The organism is Streptomyces sp. NPDC005423, from assembly GCF_040606415.1.
Taxonomy (GTDB): Bacteria; Actinomycetota; Actinomycetes; order Streptomycetales; family Streptomycetaceae; genus Streptomyces.
The window spans coordinates 587,895-605,457 of the sequence record NZ_JBEXET010000001.1; the positions used below are offsets into that span (position 1 = coordinate 587,895).

Sequence of the window (17,563 nt, forward strand, 5' to 3'; positions counted from 1 at the left end):
TAGACGCGCATGGGCATGAAAGCTCCTCAACCCATGCGATTCCCGGTGTGGAATCGCCCGTACCAGGCCATCACCTGGTATGTGGAGGCGAAGCCGAGGGTGTCGCGGATGGCGGCAAGTTCCTTGTCGACGGCGCGTCGGCTGAGACCGATGCGGGGGCCGACCTGTTGTTGGGAGTAGCCGGCCTCGAGGTCGCGGAGGATGCGCCACTGTCTCTCGGTGAGTGGGTTGTCGTTGGCGGCGAGGGCGAGGTCCTGCCATCTGGTGGCGTGGTCCCAGAAAAGATCGAACGCGGCGCGGGCCCAGGACACTGCGGCCCTGTCGAACAGGTGCCAGCCGGAGTTGTGTTCGGCTCGCTCTATGACGTGGTTGTCGACGAATGCGTGCTGCCGGTCAATGATCACCAGGCGTGGCCCGGGGAGGGCTGAGGCTCGCACTTCGGCGCCATCCGCGATCATCTGGGCGACGTAGTCCCGGGTCTGGTCGTGTTCATGGGCGCTGCGGTGGTAGATCGATCGGACCTGAACGCCCCTCCGCAGAGCGGAGCGGGTGCGCTCGACGCCCAGGCGGAGGATGGCGGGGTCGCGGTCGGCCGGCTCGCCGGGCTGGATGGAACAGAACTCGGTCCTGGCGTTCCCGCCGGTCTCGCCAAGGCGGGCATTCATCTGGGCCGCAGTGGCAAGGAATTCGGAGCCGGGGCCACCGTAGAAGCGGTGCGGGTCGAAGTGCGCTTGCAGGGCTTCCAGGGCGGGGATCTGGGACACGCGGTGGACCAGTTGCTCCAGTTCGCCGAGAACGGTCACTGTGAGGCCGTGTACGGCCGTCATGGGGTCGTTCGGGATGTACCCGCCGGAGGCGTAGGGGTCTCGGTCGATGAGGCGGAGAGCGAGGAGTCTTTCGGGGGCGTAGCCGGGTGGTGGTGGATGGCCTGCTGCTATCTGGCGGTACGCAGCGAAGTCCTGCTCGGTGAGCCGCAGTTCGGTACCTGGAGTGTCCAAGTCGCCCATTTTCGCCCCCTGTTACGCGTGTGGAATTCTGCATATGCAGTTTTCCGCACAGCCTGCCGCTTGGACCGGATGGATCGCCCATGTAACTCTGACGGCCGGAGTCAAAACTCACACCATGTTCGAACACAGAGGGGTGTCGCATGACGAGAGCCCGCCTTTGGGTCGCCTCTGCTCTGCTGGCCCTGGCCGCCGTAGGTACACCGGTAGCGGTCCACGCGTTCGGGCCCGGGCACACAGTCCATGGGCAAGACATCGGTTGGGGCGCCTCCGCAACATCCTCGACCACCGAGACATCGCCTGAGCCGACTGTGACGGAAACGTCATCGTCCTCGGACACGACCCTCGGTGACATCGGGTGGGGCTAGCCGCTCCGCCGCCGCAGACTCCGGCCGAGTGCTCGGGAGGCCTCAGCCGGAACAGGAGACGCCCCCTGCCGCGTGAATCGGCAGGGGGCGTCTTGCTGAAGACATTAGAGGCCACATGCCCCGTTTGGCATCAGTAGGCAGAGGCAGGTTCCTGCTGTCCGGCCCTGAAGCAGCAAGTTACGGGGTAGTAGTGGGGTATCAAGATCCACAAATGTAGATGGCCGGTAGATCGAAGTGATCTACCGGCCGTCTGACCAGGCACTAACCGCTGTGGGGCTAACAGGATTTGAACCTGTGGCCTCATCCTTATCAGGGATGCGCTCTAACCAACTGAGCTATAGCCCCGCCGCGCTCTGCGGAGTGTGTCCCGCGCGCTGACTCCTGAAGATTAGCGCACGACGTGGGCAGTCCCAAAATCGATAGTCGGGGGACCGCCGGGAGGGTTCGGGGCGGCGGTCCCGGGCGAAGTCACTCGTCTTCGGCGAGCGTGAGCTCGATGCCTCCGACGAATCCCGCGGAGAGGTTGTAGATGAACGCGCCGAGCGTCGCCAGGGCCGTCGCGAGGACGACGTCGATGATCGCGATGATCGCCGTGAACATCAGGACGTGCGAGAGGGACAGGAACGACTGGAGGTCGAAGCCGTTCGACTCGTTCGAGCCGGTCGCCTCGGAGATCGTGCCGCCGACCGTCGAGAAGACGCCCATCGCGTCCATGACCATCCACAGCACGGCCGCCGCGACGACGGTGCAGATGCCGAGCGCGATGGAGAGCAGGAAGCTGACCTTCATCACCGACCACGGGTCGGCCTTCGCCACCCGCAGCCGGGCCTTGCGGGTGCGGGGCGTGGTGCGCGCGCCGGTGCGTGGACGGCGTACGGCGCCGCTCTGGGACGCCTGCTGCGTCGGGTAGGCCTGCGGCGGGTGGTACGGCCCCTGCTCCTGCTGCGACCCCCGCTCGCCCGGCAGCGGGGAGCCCGGCAGCGGAGAGCCCTGTGACGGGGCGTCCGGCGCGGCGTGCGCGGGCGTGTGCGCCGGGGCGTCGGACCCGGCCATGCCCGCACCGGCCGTCTGCGGGCCTCGGGTGTCCGTCACAGTGCCCCCCTGGGATCCATGCGCGTCCGGCGCGTGGGCTTCCGCCGCAGGCGGCTTGACCATGGACGGCTTGATCGCCTGCAGATTGGTCGTGTGCGGATCTGTCATCGGCGCGGCTGAGCCACGGCCGCCGCCGTCCGTGTCCGTACCGGTCGATCCGGCGCCCGTGGCTCCGCTCACGCTGATTCTCTCCTCGTGCTACGCGTCCGAGGGCGCCTCGCCCTCGTCCGTGCCGGTGGTCGTGACGTCCTCGGCGGTCTCGTCCACGGCTTCTTCGCCGTCGACTTCCTCCGCCTCGCGTCCCGCCTCGGCGTTACGAGCGATACCGACCACGGCATCGCGCTTGCCCAGGTTGATCAGTTGGACGCCCATGGTGTCACGGCCCGTCTCCCTGACCTCGTTGACTCGCGTACGAATCACACCGCCGGACAGCGTGATGGCGAGGATCTCGTCGGTCTCCTCGACCACCAGCGCGCCGACGAGAGAACCGCGGTCCTCCACGATCTTGGCGGCCTTGATACCGAGGCCGCCGCGGCCCTGGACGCGGTACTCGTCGACGGCGGTCCGCTTGGCGTACCCGCCGTCTGTGGCAGTGAACACGAACGTACCGGGTCGAACAACATTCATCGAGAGAAGCTGGTCCTCCTCGCGGAAACTCATCCCCTTGACACCCGACGTGGCACGCCCCATGGGACGCAGCGCGTCGTCCGTGGCGGTGAACCGGATCGACTGAGCCTTCCTGCTGATCAGCAGCAGATCGTCCTCGGCCGAGACGAGTTCGGCGCCGATCAGTTCGTCGTCCGAACCGTCCTCCGTCTCACGGAGGTTGATCGCGATGACGCCGCCGGAGCGGGGCGAATCGTAATCCTTCAGAGGCGTCTTCTTGACCAGACCGCCCTTGGTGGCGAGGACCAGGTAGGGCGCCGCCTCGTAGTCGCGGATCGCGAGGATCTCCGCGATCGCCTCGTCGGGCTGGAAGGCCAGCAGGTTCGCCACGTGCTGGCCGCGCGCGTCCCGGCCGGCGTCCGGGAGCTCGTACGCCTTGGCGCGGTAGACGCGGCCCTTGTTGGTGAAGAACAGCAGCCAGTGGTGCGTGGTCGACACGAAGAAGTGGTCGACGATGTCGTCTTCCTTCAGCTTCGTACCGCGTACGCCCTTGCCGCCGCGCTTCTGCGAGCGGTAGTCGTCCGCCTTCGTGCGCTTGACGTAGCCGCCCCGCGAGATGGTGACGACGATGTCCTCCTCGGCGATCAGGTCCTCGATGGACATGTCACCGTCGAAGGGCACCAGCATCGTCTTGCGGTCGTCGCCGAACTTCTCCACGATCGCGGCGAGTTCCTCGCTGACGATGCCGCGCTGGCGGACCGGGGAGGCGAGGATCGCCTTGTACTCGGTGATCTTCGCCTGGAGTTCGTCGTGCTCCTGAATGATCTTCTGGCGCTCCAGGGCGGCCAGCCGGCGCAGCTGCATCTCCAGGATGGCGTTCGCCTGGATCTCGTCGATCTCCAGGAGGCCCATCAGGCCCGTGCGCGCGATGTCGACGGTGTCGCTGCGCCGGATCAGCGCGATGACCTCGTCGATGGCGTCCAGGGCCTTCAGCAGGCCACGCAGGATGTGCGCCCGCTCCTCGGCCTTGCGCAGCCGGTACTTCGTCCGCCGTACGATGACCTCGATCTGGTGCGCCACCCAGTGGCGGATGAACGCGTCCAGGGACAGCGTCCGCGGCACACCGTCGACCAGGGCCAGCATGTTGGCGCTGAAGTTCGACTGCAGATCCGTGTGCTTGTAGAGGTTGTTCAGTACGACCTTGGCGACCGCGTCCCGCTTCAGGACGATGACGAGGCGCTGGCCGGTACGGGACGACGTCTCGTCGCGGACGTCCGCGATGCCGCCGACCTTGCCGTCCTTCACCAGGTCGGCGATCTTCTGCGCGAGGTTGTCGGGGTTGGTCTGGTACGGGAGTTCGGTGACCACCAGGCACTGGCGGTTCTGGATCTCCTCGACCTCGACGACCGCACGCATGGTGATCGAGCCGCGACCGGTGCGGTACGCCTCCTCGATGCCCTTACGGCCGACGACGAGCGCGCCGGTCGGGAAGTCGGGGCCCTTGATGCGCTCGATCAGCGCGTCCAGCAGCTCCTCGTGGGAGGCCTCGGGGTTCTCCAGGCACCATTGGGCTCCCGCCGCGACCTCACGGAGGTTGTGCGGCGGGATGTTGGTGGCCATACCGACCGCGATGCCCGCCGACCCGTTGATCAGCAGGTTGGGGAAGCGGGCCGGCAGGACGGTCGGCTCCTGGGAGCGGCCGTCGTAGTTGTCCGTGAAGTCGACGGTGTCCTCGTCGATGTCACGGACCATCTCCATGGACAGCGGCGCGAGCTTGCACTCGGTGTACCGCATCGCGGCCGCCGGGTCGTTGCCCGGGGAGCCGAAGTTGCCGTTGGAGTCCACCAGAGGCATCCGCATCGACCACGGCTGCGCGAGACGGACCAGCGCGTCGTAGATCGAGGAGTCGCCGTGCGGGTGGTAGTTGCCCATGACGTCGCCGACGACACGGGCGCACTTGTAGAAGCCCTTCTCGGGCCGGTAGCCGCCGTCGTACATGGCGTACAGGACGCGGCGGTGGACGGGCTTGAGGCCGTCCCGCACGTCGGGCAGCGCGCGCGAGACGATGACGGACATCGCGTAGTCGAGGTACGAGCGCTGCATCTCCGTCTCGAGCCCGACGGGCTCGACACGCAGGACGAAGCCGCCCTCTTCGGGCGTGCTGGGAGTGTTCTCGTCGGCCATTGCTGGTGAAAATCCTTCCTGATGCGGTCAGCTGAGACCGACTCAGATGTCGAGGAAGCGGACGTCCTTGGCATTGCGCTGGATGAACTGGCGGCGCGCCTCGACGTCCTCGCCCATGAGGACCGAGAACAGGTCGTCGGCCTGGGCGGCGTCGTCCAGCGTGACCTGGCCGAGGACGCGGTGCTCCTGGTCCATCGTCGTGATGCGCAGCTCCTCCGCGTTCATCTCGCCGAGACCCTTGAAGCGCTGGATCGAGTCTTCCTTGATCCGCTTGCCGTTCTGCCGGCCCAGCTCGATCAGCGCGTCGCGCTCGCGGTCCGAGTACGCGTACTCGAAGTCGTCACGGCCCCACTTGATCTTGTACAGCGGGGGGCGTGACAGGAACACGTGCCCGGCCTCGACCAGCGGCCGCATGAAGCGGAACAGGAAGGTCAGCAGCAGGGTGCTGATGTGCTGGCCGTCGACGTCGGCGTCCGCCATCAGGATGATCTTGTGGTAGCGCAGCCTCGCGATGTCGAAGTCCTCGTGGACCCCGGTGCCGAAGGCGGAGATCAGCGCCTGGATCTCCTGGTTCTGCAGGATCTTGTCGATCCTGGCCTTCTCCACGTTGAGGATCTTGCCGCGGATCGGGAGGATCGCCTGGTACTGCGGATTGCGGCCGGACTTGGCCGAACCGCCGGCGGAGTCACCCTCGACGATGAAGATCTCGCACTTGACGGGGTCGTTCGACTGGCAGTCGGAGAGCTTGCCCGGCAGGGACGCCGTCTCCAGCAGGCCCTTGCGACGGGTGAGGTCCCGGGCCTTGCGGGCCGCCACGCGCGCGGTGGCCGCCTGGATGCCCTTGCGGATGATGTCCGAGGCCTCGTTCGGGTTGCGGTCCAGCCAGTCGTTGAGGTGCTCGTAGACGGCCTTCTGTACGAAGGTCTTCGCCTCGGTGTTGCCCAGCTTGGTCTTCGTCTGGCCCTCGAACTGGGGCTCGGCCAGCTTCACCGAGATGATCGCGGTCAGACCCTCGCGGATGTCGTCGCCCGTGAGGTTGTCGTCCTTCTCCCGGAGGTGCTTCTTGTCGCGCGCGTACTTGTTGATCAGCGACGTCAGCGCGGCCCGGAAGCCCTCTTCGTGCGTACCGCCCTCATGCGTGTGGATGATGTTGGCGAAGGAGTACACGCCCTCGGTGTAGCCGCTGTTCCACTGCATGGCGACCTCGAGGGACAGGCTCTTGTCCTTGTCCTCGGCCTCCAGGTCGATGACCGTCGGATGCACCGCCTCTCCCTTGCGGGAGTTCAGGTACGTCACATAGTCGACGATGCCGCCCTCGTAGTGGTACGTGACGGTCCGGACCTCGTCCTTCTCGTCCGCCCCCGCCTCGTCCGCGCCCGCGGTGGCCTTCGCCAGCTCGCGCTCGTCGGTGAGCTTGATCGTCAGACCCTTGTTGAGGAACGCCATCTCCTGGAAGCGCCGCGAGAGCGTCTCGAAGGAGTACTCGGTCGACTCGAAGATGTCCGGGTCGGCCCAGAAGGTGACCGAGGTGCCGGTCTCGTCCGTGGCCTCGTGCCGGGCGAGCGGGGCCGTCGGCACGCCCAGCTTGTAGTCCTGCGTCCAGCGGTGGCCTTCGGTCCTGACCTCGACGGCGACCTTCGTGGACAGCGCGTTCACGACGGAGACGCCCACGCCGTGCAGACCGCCGGAGACCGCGTAGCCGCCGCCGCCGAACTTGCCGCCCGCGTGCAGCACCGTCAGCACGACCTCGACGGCGGGCTTGCCCTCGGAGGGGACGATGCCCACCGGGATGCCACGGCCGTTGTCGATGACACGCACGCCGCCGTCCGGAAGGATCGTGACGTCGATCGTGTCCGCGTGACCGGCCAGCGCCTCGTCGACGGAGTTGTCGACGACCTCCTGCACCAGGTGGTGCAGGCCTCGCTCACCGGTGGAACCGATGTACATACCGGGTCGCTTGCGGACCGCGTCCAGACCCTCGAGGACGGTGATGGCGCTGGCGTCGTACGAGTTGGTGACCTCGTGACTCGCGCCGGCGTCGGTGGACGGGATGTTCTCGTTGGGGTTGCCGGAATCGGCCACGAAGCGCCCTTTCTGGCACAGCACCAGCCAGGCTCTGGGTGTCCCCTCGGAGAGGGTGGCCGGAGCGGCTGCGGCATGTTGCGTTGGTAAGCCTTGATCAGCGTTGCTCGGTGTGTCCCACAAGTGGGCGGGATCGACGCCCAGTCTACCGGTAGCTCCGACAGTGATGGGGGTTTGCCGGTACCTGAGTCCGCATGTGCCGCCCTCAACCGGTCTCACCCGACTCCCCATATACGGAACGGGGCTCTAAGAGGCTCAAGGAGGCACTCAGCGCTTCCGGCTGTCAACCCTTTGCTACTCCCGGGTCACGTGGGTGTCCGCGACCGTCTCCGGCCGCCCGCGGGCGCCTCCGGAGTGATGTCGGTCACCCGTAGGTGTCACCGGGTCCCGTGCTCCCCGGAGCACGCAACGGGCCGTAGCGGCGGGCGGGGCCCTGGGGTCCGTTCACCTTGAGCAGACGCACCGTGCCGTGCCCCAGGTCCTCGTTGAGCCGGGCCACCAACTGGGGGGCCAGCAGCCGCAGATTGGTCGCCCAGGCCGTGGAGTCGCAGCGCACGTTCAGCACCCGCTCCTCCTCGTCGTACTTCTCCGGCACACAGTGGTTGGCCAGGTCCTCGCCGACGATCTCCGGCCAGCGGCCCATCACACCGCCCACCGCTGCGGGGGCCTCCCAGCCGCGTTCGTTGATCAGCCGGTTGATCGCGGCGCCCAGCCCCACCGGGTCGCGTCCGTCGGCGCGCGCGCCGGAGCGCAGGCCACCGCGGCGCGCCTGCTTCTTCTGCTGGGCCGCGTCCCCACGCGCGCGTGCCTGCTCCTTCGCCGCGCGCAACGCCACGCGCGCGAGGTCGACACCGGACGGCTCGGCCGCCTTCCCGGGTACGGGCTCGTCGCCGCTCACGCGCGCTCCACCGTCCCGTCCGCCACCGTGTACCGCGTCCCCGCCAGTACGTGCGGCACGTCGTCGTCGACGGCGGCCGTCACCAGCACCTGCTCCCCGGGCGCCACCAGCTCCGCCAGCCGCTCCCGGCGCCGGGTGTCCAGCTCGGCGAAGACGTCGTCGAGCACGAGCACCGGCTCGTTCCCCTCCGCCCGCAGAAGGTCGTACGAGGCGAGCCGCAGCGCCAGCGCGTACGACCAGGACTCGCCGTGCGAGGCGTACCCCTTGGCCGGCAACTGCCCCAGCTTGAGCGTCAGATCGTCCCGATGCGGTCCTACGAGGGTGACGCCCCGCTCGATCTCCTGCTTGCGCGCCTCGACGAGCGCCGCCGTCAGCTGCGCGTAGAGGTCCTCGCGCGTGTGCGCCTCGCCGGGGGAGGACGGCTTGTACTCCAGCGCCACGGCGCCGCCCCCGGGGGCGAGCTGGTCGTACGCCTTGTCGGCGAGCGGCTGGAGCGCGGCGATCAGGTCGAGGCGCTGGGCGAGCAGTTCGGCCCCCACGCGCGCGAGGTGCTGGTCCCACACGTCGAGGGTGGAGAGGTCCATCGAGCGCCCGCCGTGCCGCCGGGCCAGCGCGGCCGACTTCAGGAGCGTGTTGCGCTGCTTGAGCACCCGGTCGTAGTCGGAACGGACCCCGGCCATGCGCGGAGAGCGGGCGGTGATCAGCTCGTCCAGGAACCGGCGCCGCTCCCCCGGGTCGCCCTTCACCAGGGCGAGGTCCTCGGGCGCGAAGAGCACCGTGCGCACGATGCCGAGCACGTCACGCGGTCTGACCTGCGAGGACCTGTTGATGCGGGCGCGGTTGGCACGGCCCGGGTTCAGCTCCAGTTCGACGAGTTGCTGCCGCTCGCCCTGCCGGACCTGCGCCCGGACGATCGCGCGGTCGGCGCCCATGCGGACGAGGGGGGCGTCGGAGGAGACCCGGTGGCTGCCGAGGGTGGCGAGGTAGCCGACCGCCTCGACGAGGTTGGTCTTGCCCTGTCCGTTGGGCCCCACGAACGCGGTGACGCCCGGGTCGAGCGGAACCTCGACCCGGGCGTACGAGCGGAAGTCGGCCAGCGACAGATGCGTGACGTGCATGGTCGTTCACCGACCTCCCCCAGGCTGTGGATCCACCGCCCTACGACGGGTGGATCGGTGGACTACTTGGACTCGACGGCGTGGCCGCCGAACTGGTTGCGCAGGGCGGCGACCATCTTCATCTGCGGGGAGTCGTCCTGGCGGGAGGCGAAGCGGGCGAAGAGGGAGGCGGTGATGGCGGGCAGGGGGACGGCGTTGTCGATGGCCGCCTCGACGGTCCAGCGGCCTTCGCCGGAGTCGTCGGCGTAGCCCTTGAGCTTGTCGAGGTGTTCGTCGCCGTCGAGGGCGCTGACGGCGAGGTCAAGCAGCCAGGAGCGGATGACGGTGCCTTCCTGCCAGGAGCGGAAGACCTCGCGGACGTCCGTGACGGAGTCGACCTTCTCCAGCAGTTCCCAGCCCTCGGCGTAAGCCTGCATCATGGCGTACTCGATGCCGTTGTGGACCATCTTGGAGAAGTGGCCGGCGCCGACCTTGCCGGCGTGGACGTAGCCGAAGTCGCCCTCGGGCTTGAGGGCGTCGAAGACGGGCTGGACCTTGGCGATGTGCTCGGGGTCGCCGCCGACCATGAGGGCGTAGCCGTTCTGCAGGCCCCAGACGCCGCCGGAGACGCCCGCGTCGACGAAGCCGATGCCCTTGGCGGCCAGTTCGCCGGCGTGCTTCTCGTCGTCGGTCCAGCGCGAGTTGCCGCCGTCCACGACGACGTCGCCGGCCTCCAGCAGCTCACCGAGCTCGTCCACGGTCGACTGGGTGGGAGCACCCGCCGGGACCATCACCCACACCACACGCGGGGCTTCGAGCATGCCCACGAGCTCTTTCAGGCTGTGGACGTCGGCGAGGTCCGGGTTGCGGTCGTATCCGATGACGGTGTGGCCGGCGCGGCGGATCCGCTCGCGCATGTTGCCGCCCATCTTGCCGAGGCCGACGAGACCGAGCTCCATCAGTTGTTCCTTAGTGTGCGACGGGGCATGAGGGCACTTGCGTACCTGGTCCGAGCCTAAACCCGGACCGTCACGCACACCTGTGGGCATACGCGCTCAGACGACCGCCCGACCTGCGGTGTTCTTCACGCGGCGGGTCAGCCGCTGAGGCGGACCGGCATGATCAGGTACTTGTAGGCCTCGTCCGGCTCGGCGTCCAGCGCCGGCCTGCCGCTGAGCAGCGCGGGCTTGGTGGACGTCGTGAAGGAGAGCTGGGCCACCGGGGAGTCGATCGCGCTGAGGCCGTCCAGCAGGAACGTCGGGTTGAAGGCGATCGACACGTCGTCGCCCTCCAGTTGGGCGTCGACCCGCTCCACAGCCTGTGCGTCGTCGCTGGAACCGGCCTCCAGGATCAGCACGCCCTGCTCGAAGCTCAGTCGCACCGGGGTGTTGCGCTCGGCGACCAGGGCCACACGCTTGACGGCCTCCACGAAGGGGGCGGTCTCGATCACGGCGATGCTGTTGAACTCCGTGGGGAACAGCGAGCGGTACTTCGGGAGGTCGCCCTCCAGGAGGCGGGTCGTCGTACGACGGCCGGCGCCCTCGAAGCCGATGAGCCCCTCGCCCGCACCGGAGCCGGACAGCGCCAGGATGACGCTGTCGCCGCTGGTGAGGGCCTTGGCGGTGTCCAGGAGCGTCTTGGCGGGCACCAGGGCGACGGCGGACGCGTCGGGGTTCTCCGGCTTCCACATGAACTCGCGGACCGCGAAGCGGTAGCGGTCGGTGGAGGCCAGCGTCACCGTGTCGCCCTCGATCTCGATGCGCACACCGGTGAGGACGGGCAGCGTGTCGTCACGGCCCGCGGCGATGGCCACCTGGGCCGCCGCGGAGGCGAAGACCTCACCGGGGACGGTGCCCGTCGCGGACGGCATCTGCGGCAGCGCCGGGTACTCCTCCACAGGCAGTGTGTGGAGGGTGAAGCGGGAGGAACCGCAGACCACCGTCGCCCGTACACCGTCTGTGGAGATCTCCACCGGGCGGTTGGGCAGGGCACGGCAGATGTCGGCGAGCAGGCGGCCGGAGACCAGCACCGTGCCCTCGTCGTCCACCTCCGCGTCGACCGACACGCGGGCTGAGACCTCGTAGTCGAAGCTGGAGAGGCTCAGCTGGCCGTCCTCGGCCTTCAGCAGGAGGCCGGCGAGGACAGGGGCCGGCGGCCGGGCCGGGAGGCTGCGTGCCGCCCAGGCCACTGCCTCCGCGAGTACGTCGCGTTCCACCCGGATCTTCACTGTTGCCGCCTCCTGCTGTTGCCGGCGCTGTTCGGCCTGCCTGGCTTCGTCGTCTGTCTCGGTGTCGTCGGTCCCTGTGGGGGAAGGACGACCGGGAACAGTCTGACGCACCGCACTGACAGCTGGTGCCTCTCGGGGTCAAGTCGTGACGAGGGGCTGCCGGGCGACGAAGCGCGAGTTGTGCACAGGACCCCCTTCTAAACGGATTCCCAGCTCTCTCAAGTTGGTAGTAGTAGTAGGGGCTGTGGATACCGTGGATAACCCCGTTTTCGCAGCTCGGAGCCGGTTTTTTGTCCACCGGTCCTGTGGGCGACGCCGGTGGACAACTCGGGTCTTCTGTGGAGAACGGAAAGTTCTGCACACTCCGTGCACAGCCGGGGGGCACTTCTCCCCAGGACCGTCCCCAGCTTTACCCGTCTTTCCCACAGGCCAATCCGGCACCTTCGTGTGACGCCTTTCACTCGACACGGTGAGGAGGCGCGTTGCGTTGCCGAACAGTGGACAGCGGTGTGGAGAAGCGGGAGATCACTGGGGACAACCCGCCGTGGCCTGTGGGTTGTCGGTGGACAACTCCGTGCACAGCCTGTGGACCCAGACTCTGTCCACAGGCTGTGGATATCTTCTGTCCACCGATCCACAGCCACTTGACCTCGTCTGATGGTCCCTCACCCGGCCGACCTGTGGACACGTTCTGGACAACTTCCCGGTCCCCAGGGTGTGGACGGAAGAAAGTCACCACATCTGTGGAGGACGGCCGTAACCTCGCCTGTATTCGAACAGCGGACGGCCCGCCCAGGGTGGTGGAGCGGTTCGCGACGTCCCCCGGAACGTCTCAGCCGGCCGCCGGAACCCCTCCCCGCACGCCTCGGGAGCTTCATCGCCGATCGCCTCCCGGCACGACTGAGGGCGCCCCGGGAAGGATCCGGGGCGCCCTCAGTGACGTAGGAGATGTCTCGCTGGAGACGGCTCCGCGCGGTGGTCAGCCGTTCTTGATGCGGTTCGTCAGCTCGGTCACCTGGTTGTAGATGGAGCGGCGCTCGGCCATCAGCGCGCGGATCTTGCGGTCGGCGTGCATGACGGTCGTGTGGTCGCGGCCGCCGAACTGGGCGCCGATCTTCGGCAGCGAGAGGTCCGTCAGCTCCCGGCAGAGGTACATGGCGATCTGGCGCGCCGTCACCAGCGCCCGCCCGCGCGAGGTGCCGCACAGATCCTCGACCGTGAGGCCGAAGTAGTCGGCGGTCGCGCCCATGATGGCGGTCGCGGTGATCTCGGGGGCCGAGTCCTCGCCTCCCGGGATGAGGTCCTTGAGGACGATCTCGGTGAGTCCGAGGTCCACCGGCTGCCGGTTGAGCGACGCGAACGCCGTCACCCGGATCAGCGCGCCCTCCAGCTCGCGGATGTTGCGCGAGATGCGGGACGCGATGAACTCCAGGACCTCGGGCGGGGCGTTCAGCTGCTCCTGCACCGCCTTCTTACGAAGGATGGCGATACGGGTCTCCAGCTCGGGCGGCTGGACATCGGTGATCAGACCCCACTCGAAGCGGTTGCGCAGCCGGTCCTCCAGGGTGACCAGCTGCTTGGGCGGCCGATCACTGGAGAGCACGATCTGCTTGTTCGCGTTGTGGAGCGTGTTGAAGGTGTGGAAGAACTCCTCCTGCGTCGACTCCTTGTCCGCGAGGAACTGGATGTCGTCGACGAGCAGGATGTCCATCTCCCGGTACCGCTTGCGGAAGCTGTCGCCCTTGCCGTCGCGGATCGAGTTGATGAACTCGTTGGTGAACTCCTCCGAGCTCACGTACCGCACGCGGGTGCCGGGATACAGGCTGCGCGCGTAGTGCCCGATCGCGTGCAGCAGGTGCGTCTTGCCCAGCCCCGACTCGCCGTAGATGAAGAGCGGGTTGTACGCCTTCGCGGGCGCCTCGGCTACGGCGACCGCGGCCGCGTGCGCGAAGCGGTTGGAGGCACCGATGACGAACGTGTCGAAGAGGTACTTGGGGTTCAGCCGCGCGGTCGGTTCACCGGGACCCGACGCGGGGGCCGGCTGGGCACCTTTGGGGCCGGGCGCGCCATGGGAGCCCATCGGTCCGCCGCGGTGGCCGGGGCCGGACTGCGGGTCGGGCCGGTCACGGCGGCCGTCGCGCGGGCCGTAGTCCGAGCGGGACTGTTCGTAGTCGGCCCTGGACTGCTCGTACTCGGCACGCTGCTGCTCGTAGGACGGCCGCTCCATCTGCTGCGGGCGGTACTCCTGGGCCGGCGGGCCGTACTGGTCCTGCGGCGCGTACGCGTCCTTCGAGGCGTACGGGTCCTTCGAGGCGTACGGGTCCTGCGCGGGGGAGCCGTACTGGTCCTGCGAGGAAGGGGACGCGTACGGGTCGCGCTCGGGGAAGCCGAGCCGTTGCTGCTGCCAGCCGTAGTCCTCCTGCGGGCGCGGCCAGGCGCCGGGTTCGGGGCGCTGGTACTCGTTGGGGTAGACGGGGCGGGCGATGGGCAGCTGGTCGCCCGGGCCGCCGGGGAGGGGATCGGCGCGGTGCCGGCCGTAGCCGCCCTCGTAGGGGGAGCGCCCCTGGCCGCCGCCGGAGGAGGGATCGGGCTCGTCATAGCGGTGTTGGGGCTGCGAGGGGGGTGCGGGCGGGGACGGGGGCTCGCCCGCGGAGTCGTCGACGGTGATCGCGATACGGATCGGCCGGCCGCACTCACGGCTCAGGGTCTCGCTGACGACGGGGGCGAGGCGGCCTTCCAGCACGCCTTTCGCGAACTCGTTCGGTACGGCGAGCAGGGCGGTGTCGGCGACCAGCGCGAGCGGCTGGCAGCGGCGGATCCAGTGCTCGTCCTTGCCCTCTACCCCCTGCCCGCGCCCCTCACCGAGGAGCTGCTCCAGTACTCGTGGCCACACTGCGGCAAGATCGGCAGGCACGTCAGCCACAGGGCACGCTCTCTCACGGGTCCCACGAACGTGTGGTTCGCGGACGGGGCGGGATCAAAATCGGGTGGTGCGGGGGACAAGGGAACGAATCGGAGTCAGCCACGGTAGTCAGGGCGACGGGTGCGGTTCAAGTTGTTGTCCCCAGGCTGTGGACAGTGTCTCCCCGAGAACGCTGGTTTGACCGGACGGCGCGGCCCCGCGTACCGTGACCAGGTCGAGTTGTCGATGGCTGCTGCCGCCTGCCTCCGATGGGCACAGATCGCGTTCGGGTGATCGGTCAGCGGTGCACTCGGGCGTAACGCGAGTTCTCGTGGGCGCACGGTGACAGCCAGGACGGCACCCGCAACCACCGATTTATCTCTGGAGCCCCCGAGTGAGTAAGCGCACCTTCCAGCCGAACAACCGTCGTCGCGCCAAGACCCACGGCTTCCGCCTGCGGATGCGCACCCGTGCCGGTCGCGCGATTCTCGCGAACCGTCGTGGCAAGGGTCGCAGCAGCCTGTCCGCCTGATCCCGATCAGGTCATGACGTCGTGCTGCCTACCGAGCATCGGCTGAGGCGGCGCGAAGAGTTCGCGACCGCGGTACGACGGGGTCGGCGGGCCGGCCGCCCGCTTCTCGTCGTCCACTTTCGTAGCGGTGCCATGAACCCGCACGCGTCAGGGGAGAGCGCTCCCCCGACGCGTGCGGGTTTCGTCGTCAGCAAGGCAGTGGGCGGCGCGGTCGTCCGCAACAAAGTGAAGCGCAGACTTCGCCATCTGATGCGTGAGCGAGTCGCCCTGTTCCCCCCCGGTAGCCTGGTAGTCGTACGAGCGCTGCCCGGAGCGGGTGACGCCGACCATGCACAGCTGGCCCAAGACCTGGACGCCGCGGTTCAGCGGCTGCTGGGAGGGGGCGCGCGATGAAGTACCCGCTACTGGCTCTGATCAAGCTGTACCAGTGGACCATCAGTCCTCTGCTGGGGCCGGTCTGCAAGTACTACCCGTCGTGCTCGCACTACGGCTACACGGCCATCGACCGGCACGGTGCGGTCAAGGGCACGGCGCTCACCGCCTGGCGCATCCTGCGGTGCAATCCGTGGTCGTCCGGTGGTGTGGACCATGTTCCTCCGCGGAAGCGCCCGCGGTGGCACGAAATGCTGCGCAGCGCCTTGCGCGTACGGAAGGGCGGGGCCTCCGCCGCCGAAACGGCCACCGAGGGGGACAACCCTTCGAGCCCGGCCGCAGAGACACCGTCCCATGCCCAAGGAGCATGATTAGTGGACACGATTGCCAGTCTTTTCAGCTTCATCACGACACCCGTTTCCTGGGTCATCGTCCAGTTCCACTCGGTGTACGGGAAGGTCTTCGGTCCCGACACGGGCTGGGCCTGGGGCCTGTCCATCGTGTCCCTGGTGATCCTGATCCGCATCTGCCTGATCCCGCTGTTCGTGAAGCAGATCAAGGCGACCCGGGCCATGCAGACGCTGCAGCCCGAGATGAAGAAGATCCAGGAGCGCTACAAGAACGACAAGCAGCGTCAGTCCGAAGAGATGATGAAGCTGTACAAGGAGTCGGGTACCAACCCGCTCTCCTCGTGCCTTCCCATCGTGGCGCAGTCGCCGTTCTTCTTCGCGCTGTACCACGTGCTCAACGGCATCGCGACCGGCTCGACGATCGGTGTCATCAACGACTCGTTGCTGGCCAGTGCCCGTAAGGCGCACATCTTCGGTGCCCCGCTGGCCGCGAAGTTCACGGACGGCAGCAGCAAGGTCGAGGCGCTCGGCGCCTCGCTGACCGACGTCCGGGTCGTCACCGCGATCATGATCGTGATGATGTCGGCGTCGCAGTTCTACACGCAGCGCCAGCTGATGACGAAGAACGTCGACACCACGGTGAAGACGCCTTTCATGCAGCAGCAGAAGATGCTGATGTACGTCTTCCCGGTCATGTTCGCCGTCTTCGGCATCAACTTCCCCGTCGGTGTCCTCGTCTACTGGCTGACCACCAACGTGTGGACCATGGGCCAGCAGATGTACGTCATCCGCAACAACCCGACGCCGGGTTCGACGGCCCAGGCCGCCTACCTGGAGCGCCTGACCAAGCACGTCACGCAGCACGAGAAGACCCGCAGCCGCGGCGAGAAGGCCATCGTCAAGGCGATCGTCTCCAAGGGCCGTGACCGCAACGAGTTCGAGCGCACGTTCATCAACAGCCTCACCAAGGCGGGTCTCGTCGCCCAGGCGGACGGCACCGTGGTGAAGGGCGAGAGCACCGTTGCCGTGGAGTCCGAGGACGGTACGACGGCCGCCGGCGCTCCCAGGCGTCAGCAGCCCAAGCGGCAGACCAAGGCCCAGCGGCAGTCCGCCACGGCGAAGGCGGCCGAGGAGGACGAGCCGAAGATCACGTCGCTGAGCAAGTCCGACGAGCCGGAGGACGCCAAGCCCGCGGTGGCGAAGAAGCCCGCCCAGCAGCCCGGCAGTGGTACCCGAAGCAAGGCCCAGTCCGGGCAGCGCAAGGGTCCGCAGCGTCCTAAGTCCCCGTCCAAGAAGTAAGAAGGAGTCCATCCCGTGACGGAAGGCACCACCTCCGCCGCTGCCGAGGGTGTAGACACCCTGACTCGCCTGGAGCAGGAGGGTGAGATCGCTGCGGACTACCTTGAGGGTCTGCTGGACATCGCCGATCTCGACGGCGACATCGACATGGACGTCGAGGCCGACCGCGCCGCTGTCTCTATCGTCAGCGACGCCGACGGCCGCGATCTGCAGAAGCTCGTCGGGCGCGACGGTGAGGTGCTGGAGGCGCTTCAGGAGCTCACGCGTCTGGCCGTGCACCGTGAGACCGGGGACCGTAGCCGGCTGATGCTGGACATCGGCGGCTACCGCGCTCAGAAGCGCGCCGAGCTGTCCGAACTGGGCGCCAAGGCCGCGACCGACGTCAAGAACACGGGCGAACCGGTGAAGTTGGCGCCGATGACCCCGTTCGAGCGCAAGGTCGTGCACGACGCGATCAAGGCCGCGGGGCTGCGCAGCGAGTCGGAGGGCGAGGAACCGCAGCGGTTCGTCGTCGTGCTTCCCGCCTGATCGGTCTCCGTGTTCCCTCGGC

Annotated in this window: 14 protein-coding genes and 1 tRNA gene; 5 read left to right on the top strand and 10 right to left on the bottom strand. The window is 68.0% G+C overall.

The window, feature by feature from the left end; all coding sequences use genetic code 11:
- Nucleotides 1-26 precede the first annotated feature (26 nt).
- From ABZT12_RS02780 to dnaA, 10 genes are all read right to left on the bottom strand, one after another.
- The gene (locus tag ABZT12_RS02780; protein ID WP_356376120.1) at nt 27-998 is read right to left on the bottom strand and encodes a hypothetical protein; all 972 of its coding nucleotides are present in this window, start codon (nt 996-998) and stop codon (nt 27-29) included.
- Between the two features lie 645 nt (nt 999-1,643).
- Nucleotides 1,644-1,717: transfer RNA gene (locus ABZT12_RS02785), tRNA-Ile, on the bottom strand.
- 123 nt (nt 1,718-1,840) lie between these two features.
- Nucleotides 1,841-2,644: a DUF3566 domain-containing protein gene (locus ABZT12_RS02790; protein WP_356376123.1), complete on the bottom strand. Its 804-nt coding sequence runs from the start codon at nt 2,642-2,644 to the stop codon at nt 1,841-1,843.
- Nucleotides 2,645-2,662: 18 nt separating this feature from the next.
- Nucleotides 2,663-5,254 carry a DNA gyrase subunit A gene (gene gyrA / locus ABZT12_RS02795; RefSeq protein WP_356376125.1) on the bottom strand — a complete coding sequence of 864 codons (2,592 nt, stop codon included), beginning with the start codon at nt 5,252-5,254 and terminating at the stop codon, nt 2,663-2,665.
- A gap of 42 nt (nt 5,255-5,296) precedes the next feature.
- The gene (gyrB, locus tag ABZT12_RS02800; protein ID WP_356376128.1) at nt 5,297-7,360 is read right to left on the bottom strand and encodes a DNA topoisomerase (ATP-hydrolyzing) subunit B; all 2,064 of its coding nucleotides are present in this window, start codon (nt 7,358-7,360) and stop codon (nt 5,297-5,299) included.
- Between the two features lie 340 nt (nt 7,361-7,700).
- A complete protein-coding gene (locus ABZT12_RS02805) occupies nt 7,701-8,234 on the bottom strand; it encodes a DciA family protein (protein ID WP_356376131.1) in 534 nt (177 codons plus the stop codon).
- Nucleotides 8,231-9,352, bottom strand: coding sequence for a DNA replication/repair protein RecF (gene recF / locus ABZT12_RS02810; protein WP_356376134.1), 1,122 nt, complete (start codon nt 9,350-9,352; stop codon nt 8,231-8,233). The genes ABZT12_RS02805 and recF overlap by 4 nt, the downstream gene beginning before the upstream one ends.
- A 62-nt stretch (nt 9,353-9,414) precedes the next feature.
- Nucleotides 9,415-10,290 (bottom strand): phosphogluconate dehydrogenase (NAD(+)-dependent, decarboxylating), encoded by an 876-nt coding sequence (gene gnd / locus ABZT12_RS02815; RefSeq protein ID WP_356376137.1) that lies wholly within the window; start codon nt 10,288-10,290, stop codon nt 9,415-9,417.
- 137 nt (nt 10,291-10,427) lie between these two features.
- Nucleotides 10,428-11,558, bottom strand: a complete 1,131-nt coding sequence (gene dnaN, locus ABZT12_RS02820) for a DNA polymerase III subunit beta (RefSeq protein WP_356376140.1) — start codon at nt 11,556-11,558, stop codon at nt 10,428-10,430.
- 979 nt (nt 11,559-12,537) lie between these two features.
- Nucleotides 12,538-14,481 carry a chromosomal replication initiator protein DnaA gene (gene dnaA / locus ABZT12_RS02825; protein ID WP_356376143.1) on the bottom strand — a complete coding sequence of 648 codons (1,944 nt, stop codon included), beginning with the start codon at nt 14,479-14,481 and terminating at the stop codon, nt 12,538-12,540.
- 373 nt (nt 14,482-14,854) lie between these two features.
- Here dnaA and rpmH point away from each other — a divergent pair, with 373 nt between their 5' ends.
- The 5 genes from rpmH to ABZT12_RS02850 are packed head-to-tail and all read left to right on the top strand — an operon-like array spanning nt 14,855 to nt 17,541.
- Entirely contained in the window at nt 14,855-14,992 is a 138-nt protein-coding gene (gene rpmH / locus ABZT12_RS02830; RefSeq protein ID WP_003967884.1) for a 50S ribosomal protein L34, read from the top strand.
- A gap of 21 nt (nt 14,993-15,013) precedes the next feature.
- Nucleotides 15,014-15,385 (top strand): ribonuclease P protein component, encoded by a 372-nt coding sequence (rnpA, locus tag ABZT12_RS02835; protein ID WP_356376148.1) that lies wholly within the window; start codon nt 15,014-15,016, stop codon nt 15,383-15,385.
- Nucleotides 15,382-15,735: a membrane protein insertion efficiency factor YidD gene (yidD, locus tag ABZT12_RS02840; RefSeq protein ID WP_356376151.1), complete on the top strand. Its 354-nt coding sequence runs from the start codon at nt 15,382-15,384 to the stop codon at nt 15,733-15,735. Before rnpA ends, yidD begins: the two co-directional genes overlap by 4 nt.
- A 3-nt stretch (nt 15,736-15,738) precedes the next feature.
- A complete protein-coding gene (gene yidC / locus ABZT12_RS02845; protein WP_356376154.1) occupies nt 15,739-17,013 on the top strand; it encodes a membrane protein insertase YidC in 1,275 nt (424 codons plus the stop codon).
- Between the two features lie 15 nt (nt 17,014-17,028).
- Nucleotides 17,029-17,541 carry a R3H domain-containing nucleic acid-binding protein gene (locus ABZT12_RS02850; RefSeq protein ID WP_356376157.1) on the top strand — a complete coding sequence of 171 codons (513 nt, stop codon included), beginning with the start codon at nt 17,029-17,031 and terminating at the stop codon, nt 17,539-17,541.
- The last annotated feature ends 22 nt before the right edge of the window (nt 17,542-17,563 follow it).

Bases quoted from the DNA above. Each gene is read 5' to 3' on its own strand.
- recF (WP_356376134.1), bottom strand. From the start codon at position 9,352: ATGCACGTCACGCATCTGTCGCTGGCCGACTTCCGCTCGTACGCCCGG.
- yidD (WP_356376151.1), top strand. From the start codon at position 15,382: ATGAAGTACCCGCTACTGGCTCTGATCAAGCTGTACCAGTGGACCATC.
- gnd (WP_356376137.1), bottom strand. From the start codon at position 10,290: ATGGAGCTCGGTCTCGTCGGCCTCGGCAAGATGGGCGGCAACATGCGC.
- gyrA (WP_356376125.1), bottom strand. From the start codon at position 5,254: ATGGCCGACGAGAACACTCCCAGCACGCCCGAAGAGGGCGGCTTCGTC.